This window comes from Listeria monocytogenes ATCC 19117, assembly GCF_000307025.1.
GTDB classification, from domain to species: Bacteria; Bacillota; Bacilli; order Lactobacillales; family Listeriaceae; genus Listeria; species Listeria monocytogenes_B.
Genome location: NC_018584.1, coordinates 880,904 through 904,108, shown reverse-complemented (window position 1 = coordinate 904,108; position 23,205 = coordinate 880,904). Strand labels below are relative to the sequence as shown.

Genomic DNA, 23,205 nt, shown 5'->3' with positions numbered 1-23,205 from the left:
ATGACTAATTTATGACAAAGAAAAAAGTGAAGTTATTTTATATGTAAATCATGCTGCTTTGAGTCATTTTACTTCAAAGCCTCACAAAATATCACATAAAAACTCCACTTTTCGATTTACTGCAATCGAAGTGTCATATTCGGCATCGCTTTATTACTAACCGCTTTCCAAATATCTTTTCGTGATTTTGTTTTTTCAACTACTATTCCTTTTTCTTTGAGCTGACGAATTACTTGATTCAAGTCTTTTTGATTATTATCCAAACTCATCACTCCATCTTCAAAATTTGTTTTCATTCTTTTATTTTTTCTCTCTTTCCTTACTTTAACATATTCTCTTTACTAAGAATACCCTATTAATTAAAAAACTAACCATTATCTTCTCTTTTTTTCAAGAAAGCGTTTGAAACCCGAATTTTTTTAGTTGTTTTCCAGTTAATATAAAGAAAAACACCAAAAATCTATACTTCAGCGATGCTTTTATAATCATTTCAGGGCAAATATGTAAAGGTGTTTCCTTTTTAGTATAAAATAAAATCCCAAGAAATAGGCGTTTAATTGGTAAATTTTATTGGAATTGTGTCTTTTTTATGAAGTTTTACAATCACTGAACCATTATTTACTTTCAAGTCATTGTTATAATGCCATTTCCTCTTTTTCAAAGAAGTCATATCTAAGAAAAAACACTTAAAAACGGCTACTATTGGTTCCAATTCATTGCTTAAATAAGCCCTTTTTAAAAAATTTTTTAGTTTTCACAAAATTGTCACTGATTTACTTTTTTTGATGCTATATAATTAAATTACATATTTAAACATCGGAGGAATCGCATGAAAAGACGCATTTTATTAACAATCACCGCAGTTTGTACAGTTTTTAGTATCGTCGGTGGCTACGTATTCTTTACGAGTCAACAAACTACTACATCAGAAAATAAAAGTGCTGTTTCTAAAAAAAAGCCACCAACCACAAAAAATGAAAAACCAAAACAACCACCAAACAAATTAACACTTGGCAAAAATAAAGAGAACTCCCATTTAGAAAAAAACTTCGGAGGTAAGCAATTACAAGTCGAAGGTATAGACGACCGAGCTTTCCAAAGTTCGCTCAAAAAAAGAACCGAAATTAAAATGAAACCAGAAAAAGCACCACCAAAAAAACAGGACATTAAACCGGTAAAACCAATACCAAGCAAACCGGAAAAAGAAGAAGATTCATCTAGTCCCATTTATGAAAAAGCGCGTATTATGACGCCGATTAATAATCAATTAGATAAGTTAGATTTGGCTGTTCTTGAAGCAAAAGAACCACTTATCATTGGTGCTGATGTTACAAAACTCCAACAACTCATTGCGACAAAACAACTTAGCTACAAAGAATTAGCCGGTATTTATTTAAATCGAATCAAGAAATATGACCAAAATGGCCTAACTCTAAATGCAATAACCGAAATCAACCCCACTATTATTGCGGAGGCAGAACAACTAGATAAAGATAATTCAGCCAACAAATCTGCTTTATACGGTATGCCAGTCCTTTTAAAAGATAACATCGGCACAAAAGAACTCCCCACAAGTGCTGGGACTGTTGCTTTAAAAGATTGGGTAATCGGGGAGGACGCTACAATTGTTGAAAATCTAAAAGCAAATGGTGCTTTAATTCTCGGAAAAACCAATATGTCTGAGTGGGCAGCTGGAATGGACGAAGAACTTCCAAACGGCTACTCAGGTAAAAAAGGCCAAAGCAAAAATCCTTATTCGTCGGACTTGGATCCCTCTGGTTCGAGTTCTGGATCCGCTACTGGAGCAACAAGTGATTTTGCAGCAATTGCAATCGGTACAGAAACAAATGGTTCGATTATTATACCTGCGTCTGCTCAATCTGCTGTTGGGTATAAGCCATCTCAAGGTTTAATAAATAACAAAGGTATTATTCCCTTATCAAGCAGATTTGATACACCCGGACCACTAACAAGAACTGTTAATGATGCCTATTTGACGACAAATGCTCTAATAAATACTACTTCCAATCCACCGCTTTCTACGGATTCTCTTCAAGGTAAACGTATCGGTCTTTTAGCGGATGGCGAAAGCAATGAAGAAACAGCAGTTATAAAAAAAATAAAATATGATTTGAAAAAAGCAGGTGCTATTATCATTGAAGGTGTTGCAGTAGGTGAATTTGAACAGTTAGATACTGATTATGCCTTATTACTAAATGCTGACTTTAAACATGATTTGAATCAGTTTTTGAATGTGAACAACGCTCCTATGACGACGTTAGAATCAATTATTCAATTTAATCAGACCAACCCAGCGAGAAATATGAAATACGGCCAATCCGAACTTGTCAAATCACAACAAAGCACAACTACGAAGCTACAAGCAGACAGTTTGGCGAGTAATTTGATTCAGGAGGCGCAAAACGAACTTGACTCTATGCTTCAAAAAGATAAACTGGATGCGGTCGTAACAATTGGCATGGGAGGTTCCGTGACGTTTCTAGCACCCATTGCAGGAAACCCAGAACTGACTATCCCAGCTGGCTATGATGAAGAAACAAATCAACCGATTAGCTTAACTTTTATTACAGCTAGAAATAGTGATACAACCTTATTAAATATGGGGTATTCCTATGAACAACAATCGAAAAACAGAAAAAGTCCTAATTTAAAGTAAAAAAAAGCAAGATGCTTTTGGAAATTCCAGAGTCATCTTGCTTTTTGTTTATAATACTTTATCTAAGAAACTAATCGTTCTTTCGTTGGTTGGGTTATCAAAAATATCAGCCGGCTTGCCTTCTTCAACAATATAGCCACCATCCATAAAGATAACTCGGTCGCCAACTTCACGAGCAAAACCCATTTCGTGTGTAACAATCATCATCGTCATGCCGCCTTTAGCTAATTCTTTCATAACGCCTAAAACTTCCCCTACCATTTCTGGATCAAGCGCTGACGTTGGCTCATCGAACAACATAATATCAGGATCCATTGCAAGTGCTCTCGCAATCGCCACCCGTTGTTTTTGTCCACCAGACAGTTGATTAGGAAATTCTTCTGCTTTTTCTCGTAAGCCAACTTGTTCTAATAAACGTAAAGCATTACTTTTCGCGGCTTCTTTATCCATTTTTTTCAATTCAACAGGTGCTAATGTGATATTTTCTAAAACAGACAAATGCGGGAAAAGATTAAAATGTTGGAAAACCATGCCGATATTTTCGCGAACTTTATTGATGTCCACTTTTTTATCCGTAATATTAAAATCATCGACCACTACTTCGCCAGCAGTAATTTCTTCCAAGTTATTCATACAACGAAGAAATGTACTTTTACCAGATCCAGAAGGTCCGATGACACAAACTACTTCGCCTTCTTTTACTTCTATATCAATGCCTTTTAAGACTTCATTTGCGCCAAAACTCTTTTTCAGTCCAGTTACTTTAAGTTTAGTCATTTCGTAATCTCCTTTCTAAACGATCGGATATTTTCGTTAAAATGGTAATAACGATAAGGTACATAATTCCGATGATTAGCCATGTCCAAGTACTTTCGAATGTACGCGCCATAATGATTTTACCCGATTGTGTTAGTTCGACGAGTCCAATGGCCGACATAATTGATGTATCTTTAAGCGTGATAACAAATTGGTTAATAAAGGATGGAATCATCATTCGAATTGCTTGCGGTAGAACAACTTTCATCATAGCTTTTTTATGTGGTAAACCAAGACTTCTTGCTGCTTCCATTTGTCCTTTGTCGACTGATTGAATACCACCGCGAACGATTTCGACCATGTAGGCACCGGCGTTCAAGCTTAGCGCGATAACCCCGGCTAAGAATACAGGCATCCTGAAATCAAGTGCTGCTGGAATACCAAAGTAGAAGAAGAATGCTTGTACAATTAATGGTGTTCCACGGAAGATATCGACATAAACAGTCGCAATCCCGCGCAAGATTTTGCTATTGCTCACTTTCATAAATCCGAATGTAATCCCAATAATGAAGGCGATTATTAGCGAAACTACGGCTAATCTAATCGTCAACCACAAACCGGATAATAGTGCTGGCCAAGAAGATTTAATAATTCCCATAAAGCCTTTTTCAGTTGTATTTTCTTTAATCGCATTTTTACCTAAGTAGTTTTCTAAAATTTTATCATATTCGCCGCTTGCTTTAATATTAACTAATCCAGCATTGAATTTCTCTAAAAGTTCTTGATTTTTGCCTTTGTTGACAGCAAAACCATAGGAGTTTCCTTTTTCTTTCTCAGTAACAATTTTTAAACCGTTACCTGTTTGAACGCCGTAAGCTAGTACGGGATAATCATCAAAACATGCTACAGAATTTCTTGTTTTAACATCGTCATACATTTGAGCTGAGTCATCAAACACAACAATATCAAAGTCGTATTTATCTTTGATTTTTTCTGCGAAGGCGTAACCTTCTGTACCTGTTTTAACAGCTACTTTTTTTCCTTTTAAGTCGTCGTAAGTTTTGATTTCGTCGTTATCTTTCAAAATCCCCATAACGACACCAGAATCAAAGTATGGATCGGAGAAATCAAACTTTTGCTTACGTTCGTCTGTAATACTCATCCCAGCGATAACACCGTCTACTTGGTTAGCTTCTAGTGCTTGTACCGCTGCATTGAATCCCATTGCTTTAATTTCATATTTAAAATTTTGGTCTTTTGCAATTGCTTTTAGGATGTCCATATCAATTCCGACATGTTCTCCATCTTTCTCAAATTCAAAAGGTGCAAAGGTTGTGTCTGTACCAATCAAGTAAGTTTCTTCCGCAGCTTTTGCATTTAACCCGTTTCCTGTGAAAATAAATGCGGCAACACAAGCGATTGCCATCATTAGTATGAAGCGTGAAAATTTCTTCATATTGTGTCCTCCCTCTATATGTGTTTAACTTTAATTAAATGTTTTATGTAGCATAAATTTTTTCCGTACTCGTAAGATTTTACCATAAGGGTAGGTTATTGACCATAGTTATTTAAGATAAGATTTTCAACACAACAAAGAGAAGAAGCTAATCGTTAAAAATTAGCTTCTAATGATTGTTTAGTTGTATTTCAAAATCATATTCTTTCATTTTTGCGTAAGCAATATAAGCACTTTTCGCATTTTCGATAGCCAGGTCTACTTGTTTCTTCTTACCGCCTTTTTGTGGAAATAAACAAGCTTTTCTAAGCTGCTCATTCAGTAAGCTCTTATCTATTTTTTCAGCGATTAACAACTCTTTTGGTCGAATATTGTTAGGATCTTTATAAAATTGATTGAGAAATTTGGCTAAATCTTCTTGAAGGGATTTTTCAATTTGGAAAACGTGCCATTTACTTCCATTGATTGCGCCATTTCGAACGAAGAAAACGAAGACACTTAAATGGTTATCTTGTTCATAGCAACCAATGATATCCCGATTTTTTAGGCCAGGAAAAATAATATGTTGCTTTTCGATTGTCTCATTAATAGCGTGTATTTTATCTCGAAGTTCTGCCGCCCTTTCGAATTCAAGATTTTCGGTTGCAGTTAACATGTCCCCCAGTAGTTTATCCTTCACATTTTTCACGTCGCCTTCAAGAAAACGACTAATTTTATGGATCTGTTTTTTATAAACTGCCGGATCAATTTCGGCTTGGCATGGACCTAAGCATAATCCAAGATGGTAGTACAAACATGGTCGTCCTGGCTTACCGTCACATCGACAAAGTGGAAACAATTTTTCAATTAGGTCCACCGTCTGTCTTGCGGAAAAACGACCTGGATAAGGACCAAAATAATGCGCGCCGTCTCGCTTTACTTCAAACACAACTTCGATATGCGGATTTTTTTCGTTCGTAATTTTGATATATGGGTAGCTCGTTCCTTCTTTTAGCTGGATATTAAAAGGTGGCTGGTATTTTTGAATTAAGATCATTTCGAGTAGTAAAGCTTCTTTTTCGGAGGTTGTAATAATTAATTCTAAATCTCGAATTTGCCTAACAAGTCTTGCAGTTTTCCCAATTTGTTTGCTATGAAAATAAGACTTTACACGGTTTTTCAAACATTTAGATTTACCAATATAAAGAATTTCATTATTTTCATCTCTATAAATATAACAACCTGGTGATTCAGGTAATAAGGTCAATTTCTTTTGTAATTTATCGTCCAAAGGGCTCCCCCTCCTTCTAGAACATCTATTCTATCCCTAGTCATCCTTTTTGTAAAGACACAAAAAGAACTAGCACAAACTCTTCGGCTAGTTCTCCTCATTTATTATTCGCCCCAGATATCTTTCGCAAGCCGGACAACATATCGCAATTTATCCCACTGCTCTTCTTCCGTCAAAATATTGCCTTCTTCTGTCGAGGCGAAACCGCATTGCGGGCTTAAGCGCAACTGGCTTAGAGGCACAATTTCACTCGCTTCTTCAATCCGTGCTTTAATGGCTGCCTCGTCCTCTAATTCACCTGTTTTGGATGTAATTAAGCCTAGAACGATTTTCAAGTCTGGACGGGTGACATTTTTTAGTGGCGCAAAATCTCCAGAACGTTCATTATCATACTCCAAAAAGAAACCATCGATATTTAGTTTGCCAAATAACGTTTCTGCAACGGGGCCATAGCCGCCCTCTGCAATCCAAGTGGAGCGGAAATTCCCACGACAAATGTGCATCGTAATGACCATATCAGCTGGTTTATATTTGATAGCATCATTGATAAGATTTTTATATGTTTCTTGTAAAGTATCTGGGTCAAAACCTCTCTGGCGAACGACTTCACGCTGTTCATCAGAGCATAAATAACTCCACGACGTATCATCTAATTGCAAGTACCGACAACCGGCATCATAAAATGCTTGAATCGCTTTTTGATACGCAACAGCTAAATCTTTGGCAAACTTCTCCGCATCATCTAAATAAGGCTGATACTCTATATCCCCACGATAATGAAGCATCGCTGGGCTTGGAATAGTTTGTTTCGCGACATGCTTGTCACCCACAGCCTCTTTAAGAAAAATAAAATCTTCTATAAATGGATGTGTCGTAAAGTCAATTGGTCCGGTAATTTTTACCGAATGTGATTTTGTTTGGACTTTGCTGAATTGAATACCTCCAGCCGCATCGTACCCTTCTACCCCGTCCAAATTTTCCAAGAAGTCAAAATGCCACCACGCACGACGAAATTCGCCATCTGTGATTGATTTTAAGCCCACTTCTTTCTGTTTTTCAACGATATATTTAATTTCTGTATTTTCGATTTTGCGCAACTCTGAGACTGTTATTTCACCACTTTGGAATTTCTCTCGTGCGTCCTTAATTCCCTTTGTTCTTAATATACTTCCCACATGATCTGCATAAAATGGTGCTAGTTGATTCATTTTCTTCGCCTCAATTCTCATTATTTTTATGTATAAAAAAACTTTCCCTTAAAAGACAGCTTTTAAGGGAAAGAGTAATTTACCTGATTCGCGTGCCTTATCTGTCAGTGTTACCTGCTGGATTTGGCACCGTGAAACTTCCGGTTGCCAAGGCTTCACGGGGCCAGAACCCTCCACCTTTCTTGATAAGTTGCTATGTAATTGGTTCTTATTATATCGTTTATTTCTTGTGGTTGTCAAATTTATTTCTGAATATTTATGCTTCTGCGATAACTTCGATTTCAATTGCAGCATCAAGCGGTAATTTTGCTACTTGGAAAGCACTTCTCGCGGGAAAATCACTAGAAAAGAATGTCGCATACACTTCATTCACGGCCTTAAATTCATTTAAATCTTTGAAGAAAACAGTTGCTTTAATAATTTTGTCCAGTCCAGAACCAGCTTCTGCTAATACTGCTGCTATATTTTTAAAAGCTTGCTCGGCTTGTTTTGTCGTGCCATCTGCTAATTCGCCGGTTTCCGGGTTAATACCGAGTTGACCTGATGTAAAAATAAGTCCATTCACTTTTACAGCTTGCGAGTATGGTCCAAGTGCTTTTGGGGCTGACGATGTTTGAATAATTTCTTTTGCCATTTTATCCCTGCTTTCTTTTATGGTATGCTTTTATTCTAATCAATAAAGTTTGTTTTAGCAATGAAGGGGGATTTCTAAATGATTTTAACGATATATTTAATCGCGATAACGCTTGTTTCTTTTCTATTATTCGCTGTTGATAAACGGAAAGCAATTAAACACGCTTACCGGATACCTGAATCTGTACTGCTTTTCACCGCTTTTCTTGGTGGGGCGTTTGGTAGCTGGATGTCGATGCAACTATTTCACCATAAAACCCAAAAACCAAAGTTCCGGATTTTAGTGCCGCTTGCGATGGTTTGGACTGTTGGAATGGTGATTTGGTGGTTGTACTGAATTAACAAATCAGTAGCATTACCTCAAAAAAACATCAATTAACTTCTATATTTCTCGATAAAAAAATACCGACCAGAAAAATCTGGTCGGTATTTAGTTTACCTTCTTATTGTCTTTCCTTTATCTGTTGGTTCCTCTTACTGATAGTTTTTCTTTCTTCCTCTCATTACCACCCATAGAAGCATGCTCATACTTAGCAAGCAAATGCCTGTCCAGATTACCCAATTATTTGTTTGGTCTCCTGTTTTTGGTAATGGTTTTGCTGCTTCATATGTTGCAGTATGTTGCTTGTTATCAACTACTTTCAATGGTGTTTTTTCTGTTGATGGTTTTTTAGGATCTGTTGGTTTTGATGGGTCAACTGGTTTTATAGGTTTTACAAATTCTGCTTCTACTTGAATATTAGCTGTAACAGAAAGTTCTTTCTTACCTGCATCCGCTGTTCCTTCATTCGGATCATACGTATAAATCACTTTGTACGTACCAGCTTTATTTACATCTACTGTACCATCTACTTTAATTTTGGAGAAAGGAATTGCTACACCATCTCGGTTTGTCGCACCTATAAAATTAGCTTCTGCTTCCCATTTTCCTCCGTATGGAATGACGCTATCTTTTACAGTGATTTGTGCTTGATTTTTGATTACAGTAATTCGTGCTACTTTTTTCAATCCATCATAGATATAGCTTATTTCATACGTGCCTGCTGTTTTAGAATCAACTTGTCCGGTTACAGTTACATCTTTGAAAGGAATTTGGTCACCTTTTTTATCTGTAGCATTATCAAAGTTGTCTTCTGCTTTCCATTTATCTCCTGTATACATTGTGGAGTCATGGACTTCTAGACTTGTTTTTCTTGGATGAACAGTCAGATTAATTGTCTTCGAAACACCGCCATAACTATAAGTCACTTGGTAAACACCAACTGTTTCTAAATCAACTGCTGGATTTTCCGAAACATTGATTTCATTCCAATTTACTGTGTTTCCGTCTTTATCTTGGGCACTGTCAAAATTATCTTTGGCATTCCAGTTGTCCCCTATATAAATTTCAGAATCATGCGCGTTCACCGCTGTTAAGATGTCTTTTACTTGGATATTAATTGTTTTTGAGACACCGTCATATGTGTACGTGACTGGATATGTTCCAGCTTTGTCTGTATCAACGGTTCCTTTAACTTCGACATCAGCAAAAGCGACAGAATTGCCATCTATATCCAGCGCACTGTCAAAGTTATCTTCTGCACTCCACGTATCTCCGATGTAAATCGCGGAATCATGTGCGTTGACTGCTGTTAATTTAGCTTTCACTGTTAAAGTGATTTTTTTCGATACTTTTCCATATTTGTAAGTGACTTCGTAAGCACCTGCTTTTGTTGTATCAACGGTTGGTTTTTCTGTGACTGTAACGTCTTCTAGGTCAACCGCATTCCCATCTTTATCAAAAGCGCTGTCGAAGTTATCTTTTGCATTCCATGATTCTCCTGCATAGATTGTAGAATCATGTGCACTGATACCTTCTTTATTTTCTACAACAGTAACTGTAATAGTTTGAGAAACGCCATCGTAGCTATAAGTGATAGTATTTGTACCAGTTTCATTTGTATTAACGCTTCCTGTCACTGTTACATCAGCAAAGGCAACAGAATTACCATCTTTATCAAGCGCACTATCAAAGTTATCTCTCGCATTCCATGTGTCACCTGTATAGATTGTGGAATCATGTGCGTTCACTGCTGTTTTTATAGCTTTGACAGTAACATTAATTTTTTTAGAGACGCCATTGTAAGTGTAGGTCACTGGATAAACACCGGCTACTGCTGTATTCACACTTCCTGTAACTGTCACATCGCTAAACGCTATATCAGTGGCACCTTCTTTATTTGTCGCACTATCAAAGTTGTCTTTTTCTTCCCATGCATCTCCTATATAAATAGTAGAATCATGTGCGTTCACCGCTGTTAAATCTTTCGCTACCGTTACTTGAATAGTTACTGAGACAGTTTTGCTATCTTTAGTTATCGAGTAAGTTAATGGATACACACTACCTTGGTTGGAACCATTTTTTATTGCATCTAGTTGTGTTTGACTCACTTGTACTGAATCTAAACGATCTTCTGCGCTTGAATTAACACCATCTTTTACTTCTTCAAAAGCGGCTGTTTTCGCGAGAGTTAGTGCCTGAGCTTTCGTTAATTCAGTGGCTTCTTTATACTCCATCGAAAAGTCAGTCGCACCCATAGTGTAACCGTCTTGTTGCGCAACCTGTCCCTCGGTTCCAGTAACATATACTGGAGCTGTGGAGCTTTGTTCTGTACCAAAAATATCTTGAATTGTAATCGTTAAATCCGTTACGTCAATCGTTTTATTGTTTGTGGAAACACCTACGACAGCAGCTGATCCATCAGCTAACGTTTGTACTGTCGCTACATTGGTATCTGCAACAGTCCATTTGTAGCCATTTGTTGCTGCTTTAATATTCTTAAAGAAGCTTGGTTCAATGGTATCTTCGGCAGCTTGTCCAGTGGTTGAAGCTACTTTTGGTAAAGTGATTTCTAAGCTGCGACCCATTTGAACTTGTTTTTCATTTAAGTTAACTTTTAAATCTTGCGTAGGATTATAAGCATAGTATCCCGCATTGATATATTGTGCGTTTGGTTGTGTTGGATCAATTTCTTTATTCCAACCTTTTTCTGCACCGCTGTATGGTACATCACTGTCTAATGTGACATCTTTTCCTACATTTTTCAACGTAAATTGATAACCTGCTTTTTCTGGGAATTTCACAGCATAATTACCATAGCCTACACCAGAATTGTAATCAAAGCTGTATTTCCCATCACTATTAGTTTTAGTAGTTACATTTTCTCCCGCTTTCTTAGCAGGTTCATAATTAGAGGTTGCATCATTCCACTTATAAAGCTCCACTGTTTCATTAGCTAATGGTTCATCACCTTTTGCTTTTTCATAAATCCCGTTAACATCTTTGTCATTAAATAATGTTCCCGAAACTTCGCCAATGACAAGTTCAGCCCCTACTTTTGTTCCTGATAATGAACCAGAGAAAGTATTGGTTATTACTCGGTAGAAAGGATTGTAAACATCACGTTCACCAATCTTATTCCCTTCCGTCGCAGAATCAAAAGTTTCGTCTACTTTAAGTGGAACTTTGAAAGTTTGTGCTTCTCCAGCATTAATTTGCGTTTTTACTTTAATTCGAACCATATTTACTTTTTCATAATCTGACACTGTCTCTGTATAAATACTAGTTGAGTCATAATTATTTTCATTGGCTTGCGTTGCATAGCTCACTTCAAATTGATTTTTCTGTTCGTCATTAATTGCAAGTGCGCTATTTAACTTCATGTCCCACTTAAATGCTTCACTTTGGAATTTTTCTCCGAAGTTTTGACCAGTTTTTGGGATTGGAATATAAAGTTCAAAAGTGGTTGCTTCCCCATTAGATGCGTTAGTGATTTGAACTGTGTATTCAGCATCTGTTCCTGGTGTGAAGTAAGAAACTGTACTATCATCGCCTTCAGTATAAGCTGCTTTTTCTCCTTCTCCAGCTATGCTCAAGAAAGTTTCCACTGCAACGGTGTCTTGTTTTGGAACACTTAAAGTACTACTGTTAACAGAAAGTAATTTTTCATTGTCTTTGCCATTTTTATTAACATCTAGACCTACATCTGAAAAGTTATTATTGGCAATTGCGGAAGCAACATTGGGGCCGCCCCATGCAAGGACTTCTTGTGCATCCATATTGATACTCTTAGCTAATGTTACATCAAATGTTGTGTCGTAACTGATATTTAGAAATTTACTCTTAGCCGGGTATCCCGTAAATGCCCCTACGGAAACATCCGTTGTCTTTAATACATAAACCTTATCTCCATTATTTGCCGTTTCCTGCTGAATGGAGAAATTAACATCTTTCCCATCTTGGTCTGTCAGTTTAATAGAAGAAGGCAGAACTTTTGTACCTTCTAAAGCACGTAAATATACTTCTGGATTATTGAGTACAGTTCTAGTCCCATAAGGATAGTCTGATAAAAGTAATGTTGCTTTTGTTTTAATGGTTTCTCCTGGACTAGCTGTTTTTACTACATTACCAGCTTTATCGTAGAAAGCAGCCGTACCATTTGCTGCGGTACTTTCTGTATTTAAAACACTATAAGTTGATGTCGCAGAAGATTTTGTTTCGGCCTCATCATCAGCATCCCAAATGGAACCTTTATATTGAACTGATGTAATTCCTGGCTTAACTTTTCCGTACGAAACAGTTGAGTTCCAACGATAGGTAGCCGAAGCTTCTGTATTCTGATATCCAGGTGAAAAGTCTCCCACATTCGCTTTCACTTCTGTGAAATACTCACCTTCTTGAAGCTCCACTGCGTTTGCATCTAAGCGATACATTTGGTTATTATTTTTAGTGAGCGCTCCTTCATACGTTCGGAATGTGTCGTTTAAATTTGTTTTATATTGAACATCAGTTATTTTATTTTCTGAAATGGTGCTATCAAAAGGGATATTGACCATGTAGGCTTCCCAGTTAGGATCAAATTCAATGTGATACATTTGATTTTTCTTCACACCAGATGTTCTTTTATTATCGATTTGGATACTACCAGCCCAAGTTTCGTTATCCGGGTTGATTGTTCCATTTGCTGAAAATAAATTCATTTTATTATTGGAAGTATCAACTACTTTACAAGTATCTAGAGGAGCTAAAGTAGTTAAATCATTAGTATTGTTAGTTAATGCATCGGTTTCGAATACTTCTCCATCATACGTTGTGATAACCGCATGTGGCGCTTTTGCAGTGCTATAAGTTCCAACAGGCGTTCCTTTAGGCACTTTATATTTGACTCCGTAAATAGAATTATTCGCTGAGTTGAAATTTAATTGCTTACAATCAACTACAACCTTATTTTCACTTGGATAATTAGTAATAGTTAGGTTGGAATTATCCGTTAAAGGCGTACCACCATGATTCACAACGTTTACAAACTCCATACCTTCTGGATAATAAAGCGTCATCTCTATGTTTTTTGCTAGATAATACGCTGATCCACGGTTGTCTAAATTATTTAATCCATTCACAACAGAGTAAGATTTTGTATAGTTATAAGAATCTGTTGTATCTGTGCTTGCAAGTACTTCTGTTAGCCTTTGATTACTATACCAAGTTCGGAACATAGTTTTCACATGATCCTGATTCGTATAACCTACAACCTTATTTCCTTCCGCATGAATCGCTTGTTCCGCGGAAGCAACTGGTGAAGTTGTCTCACCCATAAAAATTTCTGTTTTTATTGGAGTGGCTAAGTCAACTGCTCCGTAATATTTTGCTGCATCTACTCGTACAGAAAAAGTAAAGCTCGCTTTTTCAGTTCCTGGACTTAGCTCATAACTAACTGTTCCAAAAGTGGCTTGATTATATGCTTTTTCTTTATCAGGTACTTTTACCGAAGTAATGGCTATTCCTAGTGGATCACTTGCCCCTAAATGACTTAAAACCCCTTTGTCTACATTCGAACCAGCCTGATAGTTGCTCGGCACTGGCAAAGAAACAAAACGCATTCCATCTGGTAAAGTGAAATTTACTTTTTTGCCAGTAGAAGTATTGTCGCCAAAGTTTACTGTTGCAGTTACTTCTTTAATATCACCGTTTGCCCATGCTGTTTGGTCATAATCAGGTATTTTTAAATCAACCGTTGTTTGTCCTGCTTTAAGTGATTTTAGATTTTTGTTACTATCTTTAGTAGAAGGAGGTTGAATATTATCAGCTTCTTTTTCAGTTACCTTCTCTGTTGTATTATCTTTATTTGCTTCATCATCTGAAACTATATCATTTACTTCATAAGAAGCAGTATATTTTTTAGTTTCTGCTTTTTCTTCGCTTGCATCTTGATAATTAATTAAGAAATTAGTTGTGCCATTTTTTTCGGCTTTATAGCTTACTTCTTGGCCTTCTTTCTTCTCTCCATCAGGTGTTTCAATGGTAAGGATTTTCACCTGATCGTTTTTTGGTGTTACTTTAATGGTTAAATCAGCTGATTTTTTATCTTCAGCCAATTTGGACTGAACTTCATAAGTTAGCTCATCATTCCCATTTTCTTTTGCAAAAACCTTAAGCGCTGTTAAATTTAATTGTCCTAGTACTAGGAAAAATGCCATTAACAGTACGAGGTAATGCCGTGCTCTAGTTGCTTTAATCATAAAGAGTTCTCTCCTCAAAGTATATTTTATAGTTGCGAAATAATGTGTAATCACATTGCAACTCTTATATTACTTGCTAAAAACTTCTATGTACATATGACTAAAATGAGTTTTTAAAATAAAGAATGAATATAAGAATTTTATACAAAAGTTCGTCATATAAAAAAGCGGTTTCCGACACAATTCCGACATATTTAACAAATGAAGAATCGTTAGTAATTTTTAAAAGATTCTCCACTTCCCTTTTTCAGAGCCATTCACCAATAAAATTCACCACATACACAATTCATCTCATCGTTTTTTTACCTTTTTAGTACTTTTTCCAATAAAACAACTAATTATTAATTTTCACCTGCGCAATGACTACTTATCATTCTCATAAGTTATTTTGGATAGAAAGAAAAAACACAGAAATCCTCCGCAAAACGAGTGATTTCTGTGTTTATATAATTTATTTGAAAAACTTATTCTGAACTAATTTAATAATCTCCATCATCACAACTGCTGCAAGTGCTAGCCCCGCTGCTATCGACCATTCATGTAGGCCAAATGATGCTGGGATTGAGAAAATTTCTCGAGCTCCTGGTAATACTGTAATTCCGTATAGGACGAAACAAAGTAATACCGCACCGATTACGTATTTGTTACTGAAGAATCCTGCGCCAAATGCGGTTTGGACATTCGAGCGAGCTGCAAATGTTTGTAATGTACGTGCTAGGATAAGCGTAGTAAATGCCATTGCAACACTCATCTCTGGTGAAATTTGCAACCCGATATATTGTGAGATGATAACAGCGATACCGATTAATACACCGCGGCTGATAACGGCGCGCATCGTTCCACCAGCAAAAATGCCTTCGTTAATATCTCTCGGTTTGCGTTTCATTACGTCAGGTTCTGCTTTTTCCATACCTAGTGCGATTGCTGGTAAGGAGTCATTGACTAAGTTGATAAATAGTAATTGTAACGCAGTGAACGGGTTAATCCAGTCCAGCACTAGCGCGAATAAAATCGCAATAATCGCACCTAGGTTTCCTGCAAATAGATAAGCAATTGATTTCTTAATATTGTCAAAAACGGTTCTACCAACGCCAACCGCATCCACAATCGAAACGAAATTATCATCGGTCAGAATCATCGCGGCAGAGTCTTTCGCAACGTCGGTTCCGCTACCCATTGCGACACCAATATCGGCTTGTTTTAAAGCGGGTGCATCATTGACACCGTCGCCAGTCATTGCTGTGATTTTGCCTTTTTTCTGCCAAGCTTTGACGATACGGATTTTATTTTCTGGTGAAACTCGGGCGTAGACTGCGATATGTTCTAGTTTTTTGTCGAGTTCTTCTTCTGGCATTGCGTCTAGTTCTTGGCCTGTTAATGCGATATCATCGGCATCCATTAAACCAATGTCACGGCCGATTGCTTGTGCCGTTGTTTTATGGTCACCGGTGATCATGACTGTACGAATGCCAGCTTTTTTGGACTCTTCAATCGATGCATACACGGCTTCACGTGGCGGATCAATCATTGCAGTTAAGCCAACTAGAACGATATCTTGCTCATCTTCTAATTTTAATTCAGTTGTATCAGCAGGCATCCGTTTGTAGCCGTAAGCAAGGACCCGGAGCGCCTGATTCGAAAATTCTTCATTTGTTTCTTTTAATTTCGCTAAAATTTCTTCTGTCATTGGCTTTTCTTCCCCATCAAGGAAAACATAACTGCAACGCGCGAACATCACGTCTGGTCCGCCTTTTGTTAGCATTGCCTTGTTTTCATTAAAGGTATGAAGCGTAGACATTAACTTACGATCTGAATCAAAGGGAATTTCGCCTTCACGAATGAATTTTTCGCGAATTTCATTGTAATCTTGATTATTTTTATTACTAAAGGCAATTAGCGCCACTTCGGTCGGGTCGCCTAACTCCTTGCCCTCACTGTTAATATTTGAATCGTTACAAAGTACCGCAATATGAATCAAACGGCGTTCCCCTTCTGACCAATTTTCTGGACTTTCCGGGAAATTTTCTTTTGTGCCATCGGGTAAATAGTAATCGACGACCGTCATTTTATTTTGCGTTAACGTTCCGGTTTTGTCTGTACAAATAACGCTTGTGGAGCCTAGTGTTTCAACTGCTGGAAGCTTTCTAATAATCGCGTGCTGCTTTGCCATTTTGTTTGTTCCAACTGCAAGTACAATCGTTACAATAGAAGAAAGTGCTTCCGGAATCGCTGCTACAGCTACGGCCACGGCAAACATAAAGGCATTTAAAATCGCCGTTGCCATATCCGCTGAATTGTCGCCGAGTAATACGCGACCAGCTTCAACTGCAAAAATAAGTACACAGAGAGCTAAAATACCGAGTCCTAGCTTTTTACTGAATGATTCTAGTTTTCTTTGTAGTGGTGTTTGTTTTGCTTCTGCTGTTTCAAGAAGTCCGGCGATTTTTCCGATTTCTGTTTCGCTCGCTGTGCCTGTTACAACAAACATCCCACGACCATATACAACGAGGGAACCGCTGAAAACCATATTCACACGGTCGCCAAGCCCCACTTCATCTGGAATGGTATCAATATATTTCTCGACCGCTTCCGATTCACCAGTAAGCATCCCTTCGTCGATTTTTAAAGAGCCGCTTTCGAACAAACGGCCGTCTGCTGGGACGAAATCACCAGCATCCAAAATAACGACGTCACCCGGAACAAGTTCGCGCGCATGAATACTTTGCTTAGAGCCATCACGAATTACTTTGGCAACCGGCGCAGACATTTCTCGTAATGCATCAAGCGAACTTTCTGCTTTCCTCGTCTGAACTACGCTAATAATCGAGTTGACAATAAGTACTAAAAAGATAATAAGCGATTCAACCACTTCGCCTAAAACCAACTGCACTAAGGCAGCAACGACTAAAACAATAACCATTGGATCTTTAAATGTTTCCAGGAAAAGTTTCCAAAGTGGATCTTTCTTTTTATTCTTCAGTTCGTTAAAACCGTATTTTTCTTGTCGTTTTGTTACCTCACTAGTTGTTAAGCCTTGTTCTGTTGCTTCTAGTTGTGTAAATGTTTCTGCCGCGCTTTTGCGGTATATCTCCAATCATGTCAGCCCCTTCCAAACAGTTTATGTGTTAAGTATAACAAATCTTAACAGTGAAATAATATTGATAACACTGGAAATTTACACACTCTTAACAAACAGCGCTTTCAAGTTCCCCTTTTAGCTACGAAAGGCAATAAATAGTTGAACCGGACACAAAAAACAGCTATACTACAAGCAGATAGAGTAGGAGGGCATGGCATGGATAAAAATGAACAAGTCATGGCGAACGTCAGAGATTTATTTAATAAGCTCGCTTGGATTAATAAAGTGAAGATGGAAAAAGCGCTAGAGGGATATAAACCTTCTGAAGTCCACTGCATCGAATACATTGCCAAAAATGAAGATCCTAATGTAACGAAACTCGCGGAAGCCTTCTATATGACAAAGAGCGCGATTAGCAAAATTACAAAAAAGCTGATGGATAAAGGCTATATTGAAAGTTATCAAAAACCGGAGAATAAGAAAGAAATTTATTTCCGTCTAACAGCTAAAGGCGCTGAAATTAACCAAGTCCACGATGATTTGCATCAAGAATTCCTCGATCGTGACAAGGTAGTTTTCGAAGACGTAACGGATGCACAATATGCGGAAGTGTTAAAATTTGTGGATAAATATAGTCGTCATTTAGATAATGAAATGCAGAAAGTTTACAATCAAAAATCCGAATAAACCTAGTAACAGCCTAATTTTTCAAGTTAGGTTGTTTTTTATTGTTTTATTTTTGTTGACAAGGAAACAAAAACGAGTTAAGCTAATTATGTTTCCTAGGACACTAATTACAATCGATAGGAGTATTACATGTCTTCAACTAAATCTATTATTAATAAGAAAACTTTACTTTTCGGTCTTATATCTGTCTTCCTTTGTGGGATGGGGTTTAGTATTATTATGCCCGTTGTCCCGTTTCTCGTAACACCTTACGTAACAAATGCTAGTGATCAAGCGCTTATGGTGACACTGCTCACATCTGTTTATGCGCTTTGCGTGTTCTTTGCTGCGCCTGGTCTTGGTGCTTTAAGTGACAGATTTGGCAGACGACCAGTGTTACTCATTTGTTTTATCGGCTCTGCGATTGGTTACTTTATTTTCGGTCTTGGTGGGGCGCTTTGGGTGCTCTTTCTTGGTCGAATTTTTGAAGGAATCACTGGTGGTAGCATAAGTACACTATTTGCTTTCTTTGCTGATATTACGCCTCAAGAGGAGCGGACGAAATACTTTGGTTGGGTTAGCGCTGCAGCTGGTGCGGGTGCTGCGCTTGGTCCGGCTTTCGGTGGATTGCTTGCCCACTTTGGTTACGCAATGCCATTTTTCTTTGGAGCAGCGATTACTTTCATCAACTTTTTATTCGGTTATTTCTACATGCCTGAGAGTTTAGAAGAAGCAAATCGTTTAAAACGAATTCCGCTTATGCGACTCAATCCTTTTTCCCAGCTGCTTAAAATTCTGACCATCAAAAACTTAGGACGTTTACTGATTGCTGCATTTTTCATTTGGGTTCCTAATGGTTCCTTGCAAGCTGTCATGTCTCAATTCGCCATTGATAGTTTCAGTTGGAAGCCAGCTTTAATTGGGATGATGTTTTCCATTATGGGAATTCAAGATATCTTGTCGCAAGCTTTTGTTATGCCAAAATTACTACTCAAGTTAACGGACAAACAAATAGCTATTTTGGGGATGATTGCTGAGATTATTGGCTATTTGCTTATTGCAGCTTCCTCGATTTTCACACTTGCGCCGCTACTTGTTATCGGGATGTTCGTTTTCGGTTTTGGCGACTCGATTTTCGGACCTTCGTTTAACGGCATGGTTTCAAAATCTGCTAGCGCTAGCGAACAAGGTCGGATTCAAGGAGGTAGCCAAGCCATTCAGTCGGTGGCGCGTATTATCGGACCCGTTATCGGTGGGCAACTTTATATTACGCTTGGCCATGCTGCTCCTGCTATTATGGGTGTCCTTTTAATCACTGTTGCAATTTTTATTCTTTATAAAAAGACTTCTTTAGCAAAATAATGTTTTTCGTATTTAACAAACCATTTTGTAATGAAAAAGGTATCCTTATACTATTAATTAGGATACCTTTTTAGTAATTAGTTTATCTTCACTCATTACTTTTCAACTTATAGATGTAAAACTTTTGCTTGTCGGATGATTTTCTCTTGTTTTAATGCAACTGGAATCATCATTAAGCCTGCAATAATTAAAGCTGTAAACATAATGGTAAAAGTTGCGCCCCAGCCGTGTAAAGTATAGCCAAATATTTGTATACCCGCTTTTGTTGGGTCTGCGATATATCCTAGAAAGACTTTAGCAAAAGAATCTCCGAATAAGTATGCAAACGTTCCAGTTAAGCCATTTGTTACAGCTAAAGCATTTCTAGGAACAAACTCTATCACCGACACGCCAATTAAAAGTTGGGGGCCAAATACTAAGAATCCTAAAATAAATAATACCGTATACATGCTATAAACACTTGTAACTTGCGAGTAACTAATTAACATGAAAAATTCAATGACAACTGCAATAATAGAGCAAAGCATACGGCGGCCTTTCATAATATCTGAGAGCCAGCCCCACGATAATGAACCTAGCAATGCTCCAATTTCAAAAAAAGAAATAGTCATAATTGCATCTTTTGTGCTCCATCCTAGCGCTTGAATACAATAAACGGGCGCCCAATTATCAATACCAATTCTAACAATATAGATGAATATATTTATGACACATAAAGTCCATACCCAAGGATTATTAATAACAAATCGACACAAAATTTGAAATCTAGAAAGGTCTTTTGTCTCCGATTCTCCTTGTTCTTCTCGCTCTTCAAAAATTTCAGCGGCAGAGTTCCATCCTAATTCTTCTGGTTCATCATGCCCCACGGAGAAGCAAATAATTGCAATGATGATCGCAATGATACCCGGAACGATAAACATTCCCCCTGCCCCGCCATTAAAGAAAGTAGTCGCACCCCAAAAAGCAACAATTCCCGCTAAAGCACCACCTATATTATGCGAGGCATTCCAAAAGCCTAACCATCTTCCTCTTTTCAATTTTGGCGTCCATCGTGTGATAGTTGAATAGGAAGCCGGTCCACCTGGTGATTGCACAAATCCATTTGCTCCCCAAAGGATAAACAATATACCCACTGTTGCTTGCTTTGTAACTAAAAGTATTCCAATAATAATTGATATAATGGCGGAAATCCCTAATAAAAAACTCATTATTTTTTTAGCATTTCTTCCATCCACGGCATACCCTAAAATCGTTTTTCCAATTCCGTACATAACAGAAAAAGCTAAACCAATCATTCCTAGTTCTGTGGTGCTGAAATGGTTCTGCTCAATTAACAATGTCTGAGCTGCTTTAAAGTTATTCCTTAGAAGATAGACCGTTAGATAACAAATAAATACAGACATAAATGCAACGATAAAGTGTTTGAACCATTGTTGCCTTTGAATTTCTAGTGGAACAAAATAGTTCTTTCTTTTTAAACTGAATAATGACATTATAAATTTCCTTTCAAGTGTAATTTTCATTCCAAATTTAGAATGCGATGAGCATTATTACGCAAACGTTTCCATATAAAGTCTATCAATTTTTCTAAAGCAATCACCTCTGCTGTCCAAATGCTTTATTTCCCCTTTTGCGCTGCTAAAAATATAAAACAGAAATTCTATTTCCGTCATTAACACTTGTTATCATGCAGAAAATAAAAAAGCAGGAATTATCTTGGGGTTCCCAAATAATTCCTGCTTTCCTTTTAGTAAAATATTTCCTAAAACCCGAAAGTTTTTACTCGTTAAATCGTATTAAACTGAGCATCATATAATCGCTTATAGGCACCATTATCTTGCGCTAAAAGCTCATTATGCGTCCCAGTTTCTGCGATGCCCGTTTCATTTACAACGATAATTCGATCGGCATGCTTAATCGTTGCGAGTCTGTGCGCGATAATTAAAGTCGTTCTTCCTTCCGCTAACTCTTCTAGCGAGGCTTGAATCACTTGCTCTGTTTCCGTATCAAGTGCTGACGTCGCTTCATCTAAAATTAAAATCGGTGGGTTCTTCAAAAACATTCGCGCAATAGCTAACCGTTGTTTTTGTCCCCCAGAAAGTTTGACTCCGCGCTCACCAATGATGGTGTCAAGACCATCTGGCATTTCTTCTACTACCTTGGAAAGATGGGCAAGTTTCACGACATGCTCGATTTCTTCATCGCTAGCGTCTAATTTTCCGTACGCAATATTTTCGCGAACTGTACCGGAAAACAAAAAGACATCTTGTTGCACGACACCGATTTGTGCTCGTAAAGACGGTAAAGTAAATCGTTTAATATTTTCACCGTCAATTGTAATCTCTCCAGCTGACACATCGTAAAAACGTGGTAACAAATTACAAATCGTCGTTTTCCCAGCTCCACTTGGCCCAACAAAGGCAACGGTTTCGCCGGCTTTGATAGAAAGATTTATATGATTTAGCACATTTTTCCCATCGCTATATTCAAAAGATACATGGTTGTAAGCAATGTCACCGCGGAACGCCTTGGCTGGTTTTGCGTCTTTTTCGTCTTGGATTGCTGGTTCTGTATCCATGACTTCTAGGAATCGCTTAAACCCTGCAAAGCCTTTTGGATAGCTTTCGATTACGTTGTTGATTTTCTCGATTGGTCGAATGAACACGTTTGTTAGCAAGATAAATCCGACAAATTCCCCGTATGATATTTCGCCATTAATCGTAAAATAAGCTCCGAATAAAAGGGCAAATAAACTAATCAATCGCATCAGAAAATAGTTAAACGAAAAACTCAAGCCCATCACTTTGTAGAACATTAATTTTGACTGACGATACGCTTGGTTGAGCACTCTAAAACGCCCTTTTTCATGTGGTTCGTTGGCGAATGCTTGCACGACACGCACCCCGCTAATTGCATTTTCCACTCCAGCATTAAAATTCCCTAAATCTTTAAAAATCCCGGTTGTTACTTTGGTCATTCGTTTGTTGAAGTAAACAATTAATACAGTCAAAATCGGTACTAGAATAAACGTCGAAATCGCTAATTTCACATTGATATTCAACATTAAGAAAAAAGCACCGAAAAGGGACATAATCGAAATAAAAATATCTTCTGGACCATGATGCGCTACTTCACCAATTTCAAATAAGTCAGTCGTCATTCGTGACATCAATTTTCCGGTTTTCTGATTGTCGTAAAAGCCAAATGGTTGTTTTTGCAAATGACTGAATAAATCTCTACGCATATCTGTTTCTATGTTAAGACCAAGCATATGTCCAAAATAAGTGACAATGTACTGCATAAATGTGTTAAGTATGTAGAAGAATAATAAGGCAAGTGCCGCAGTAATAATCAGCCCAAAATCTTTTCCTGGAAGTAATGTATCAATCACGTGGTTAACCGCGACTGGAAAAGCCAGCTCCAAAATAGCTGCTAAGACGGCGCAACCAAAGTCAATGATAAAAAGTGTTCGATACGGCTTATAATAACTAAAAAAGCGTTTTAGAATAACAATCCCCCCTTAAAAATAGTCATGGTTCC

14 protein-coding genes and 1 riboswitch are annotated in these 23,205 nt (G+C 37.5%); of the genes, 4 read left to right on the top strand and 10 right to left on the bottom strand.

Annotated elements, in window-relative coordinates; genetic code table 11:
* Window positions 1-116: 116 nt before the first annotated feature.
* On the bottom strand, window positions 117-263 hold the full coding sequence (locus LMOATCC19117_RS04405; protein ID WP_012681186.1) for an Lmo0850 family protein: 147 nt from the start codon (window positions 261-263) through the stop codon (window positions 117-119).
* A 566-nt stretch (window positions 264-829) separates the two neighbouring features.
* Here LMOATCC19117_RS04405 and LMOATCC19117_RS04400 point away from each other — a divergent pair.
* Window positions 830-2,677 (top strand): amidase family protein, encoded by a 1,848-nt coding sequence (locus LMOATCC19117_RS04400; protein ID WP_003734281.1) that lies wholly within the window; start codon window positions 830-832, stop codon window positions 2,675-2,677.
* 48 nt (window positions 2,678-2,725) lie between these two features.
* Here LMOATCC19117_RS04400 and LMOATCC19117_RS04395 read toward each other — a convergent pair whose 3' ends face one another.
* From LMOATCC19117_RS04395 to LMOATCC19117_RS04375, 5 genes are all read right to left on the bottom strand, one after another.
* On the bottom strand, window positions 2,726-3,454 hold the full coding sequence (locus LMOATCC19117_RS04395; RefSeq protein ID WP_003724779.1) for an amino acid ABC transporter ATP-binding protein: 729 nt from the start codon (window positions 3,452-3,454) through the stop codon (window positions 2,726-2,728).
* On the bottom strand, window positions 3,447-4,889 hold the full coding sequence (locus LMOATCC19117_RS04390; RefSeq protein WP_003724778.1) for an amino acid ABC transporter substrate-binding protein/permease: 1,443 nt from the start codon (window positions 4,887-4,889) through the stop codon (window positions 3,447-3,449). The genes LMOATCC19117_RS04395 and LMOATCC19117_RS04390 overlap by 8 nt, the downstream gene beginning before the upstream one ends.
* A 169-nt stretch (window positions 4,890-5,058) precedes the next feature.
* Entirely contained in the window at window positions 5,059-6,159 is a 1,101-nt protein-coding gene (gene uvrC / locus LMOATCC19117_RS04385) for an excinuclease ABC subunit UvrC (protein ID WP_003734280.1), read from the bottom strand.
* A 104-nt stretch (window positions 6,160-6,263) separates the two neighbouring features.
* The gene (locus LMOATCC19117_RS04380) at window positions 6,264-7,367 is read right to left on the bottom strand and encodes a 5-methyltetrahydropteroyltriglutamate--homocysteine S-methyltransferase (protein WP_003724776.1); all 1,104 of its coding nucleotides are present in this window, start codon (window positions 7,365-7,367) and stop codon (window positions 6,264-6,266) included.
* A 94-nt stretch (window positions 7,368-7,461) separates the two neighbouring features.
* Window positions 7,462-7,559, bottom strand: a riboswitch (SAM riboswitch).
* Window positions 7,560-7,623: 64 nt separating this feature from the next.
* Entirely contained in the window at window positions 7,624-8,001 is a 378-nt protein-coding gene (locus tag LMOATCC19117_RS04375; protein WP_003724775.1) for a RidA family protein, read from the bottom strand.
* Between the two features lie 78 nt (window positions 8,002-8,079).
* Between LMOATCC19117_RS04375 and LMOATCC19117_RS04370 the strand changes: the two genes are divergently transcribed.
* Window positions 8,080-8,337, top strand: a complete 258-nt coding sequence (locus LMOATCC19117_RS04370) for a DUF1294 domain-containing protein (protein ID WP_003724774.1) — start codon at window positions 8,080-8,082, stop codon at window positions 8,335-8,337.
* Between the two features lie 137 nt (window positions 8,338-8,474).
* On the opposite strand, the gene LMOATCC19117_RS04365 is transcribed toward LMOATCC19117_RS04370, so the two are convergent.
* Together LMOATCC19117_RS04365 and LMOATCC19117_RS04360 are read right to left on the bottom strand one after the other, a co-directional pair.
* On the bottom strand, window positions 8,475-14,558 hold the full coding sequence (locus LMOATCC19117_RS04365; RefSeq protein ID WP_003734279.1) for a bacterial Ig-like domain-containing protein: 6,084 nt from the start codon (window positions 14,556-14,558) through the stop codon (window positions 8,475-8,477).
* 451 nt (window positions 14,559-15,009) lie between these two features.
* Complete coding sequence (locus LMOATCC19117_RS04360; RefSeq protein ID WP_003734278.1) at window positions 15,010-17,652, bottom strand: calcium-transporting ATPase; 2,643 nt, start codon at window positions 17,650-17,652, stop codon at window positions 15,010-15,012.
* 201 nt (window positions 17,653-17,853) lie between these two features.
* Here LMOATCC19117_RS04360 and LMOATCC19117_RS04355 point away from each other — a divergent pair, with 201 nt between their 5' ends.
* Both LMOATCC19117_RS04355 and LMOATCC19117_RS04350 read left to right on the top strand, forming a co-directional pair.
* A complete protein-coding gene (locus LMOATCC19117_RS04355; RefSeq protein ID WP_003724771.1) occupies window positions 17,854-18,324 on the top strand; it encodes a MarR family transcriptional regulator in 471 nt (156 codons plus the stop codon).
* Between the two features lie 129 nt (window positions 18,325-18,453).
* Entirely contained in the window at window positions 18,454-19,665 is a 1,212-nt protein-coding gene (locus tag LMOATCC19117_RS04350) for an MFS transporter (RefSeq protein WP_003734277.1), read from the top strand.
* 107 nt (window positions 19,666-19,772) lie between these two features.
* Here the strand turns inward: LMOATCC19117_RS04350 and hpt are convergent, their stop codons facing one another.
* Together hpt and LMOATCC19117_RS04340 are read right to left on the bottom strand one after the other, a co-directional pair.
* A complete protein-coding gene (hpt, locus tag LMOATCC19117_RS04345; protein ID WP_003734276.1) occupies window positions 19,773-21,158 on the bottom strand; it encodes a hexose phosphate transporter Hpt in 1,386 nt (461 codons plus the stop codon).
* 293 nt (window positions 21,159-21,451) lie between these two features.
* Complete coding sequence (locus LMOATCC19117_RS04340; RefSeq protein ID WP_012681182.1) at window positions 21,452-23,173, bottom strand: ABC transporter ATP-binding protein; 1,722 nt, start codon at window positions 23,171-23,173, stop codon at window positions 21,452-21,454.
* Between the last annotated feature and the right edge of the window lie 32 nt (window positions 23,174-23,205).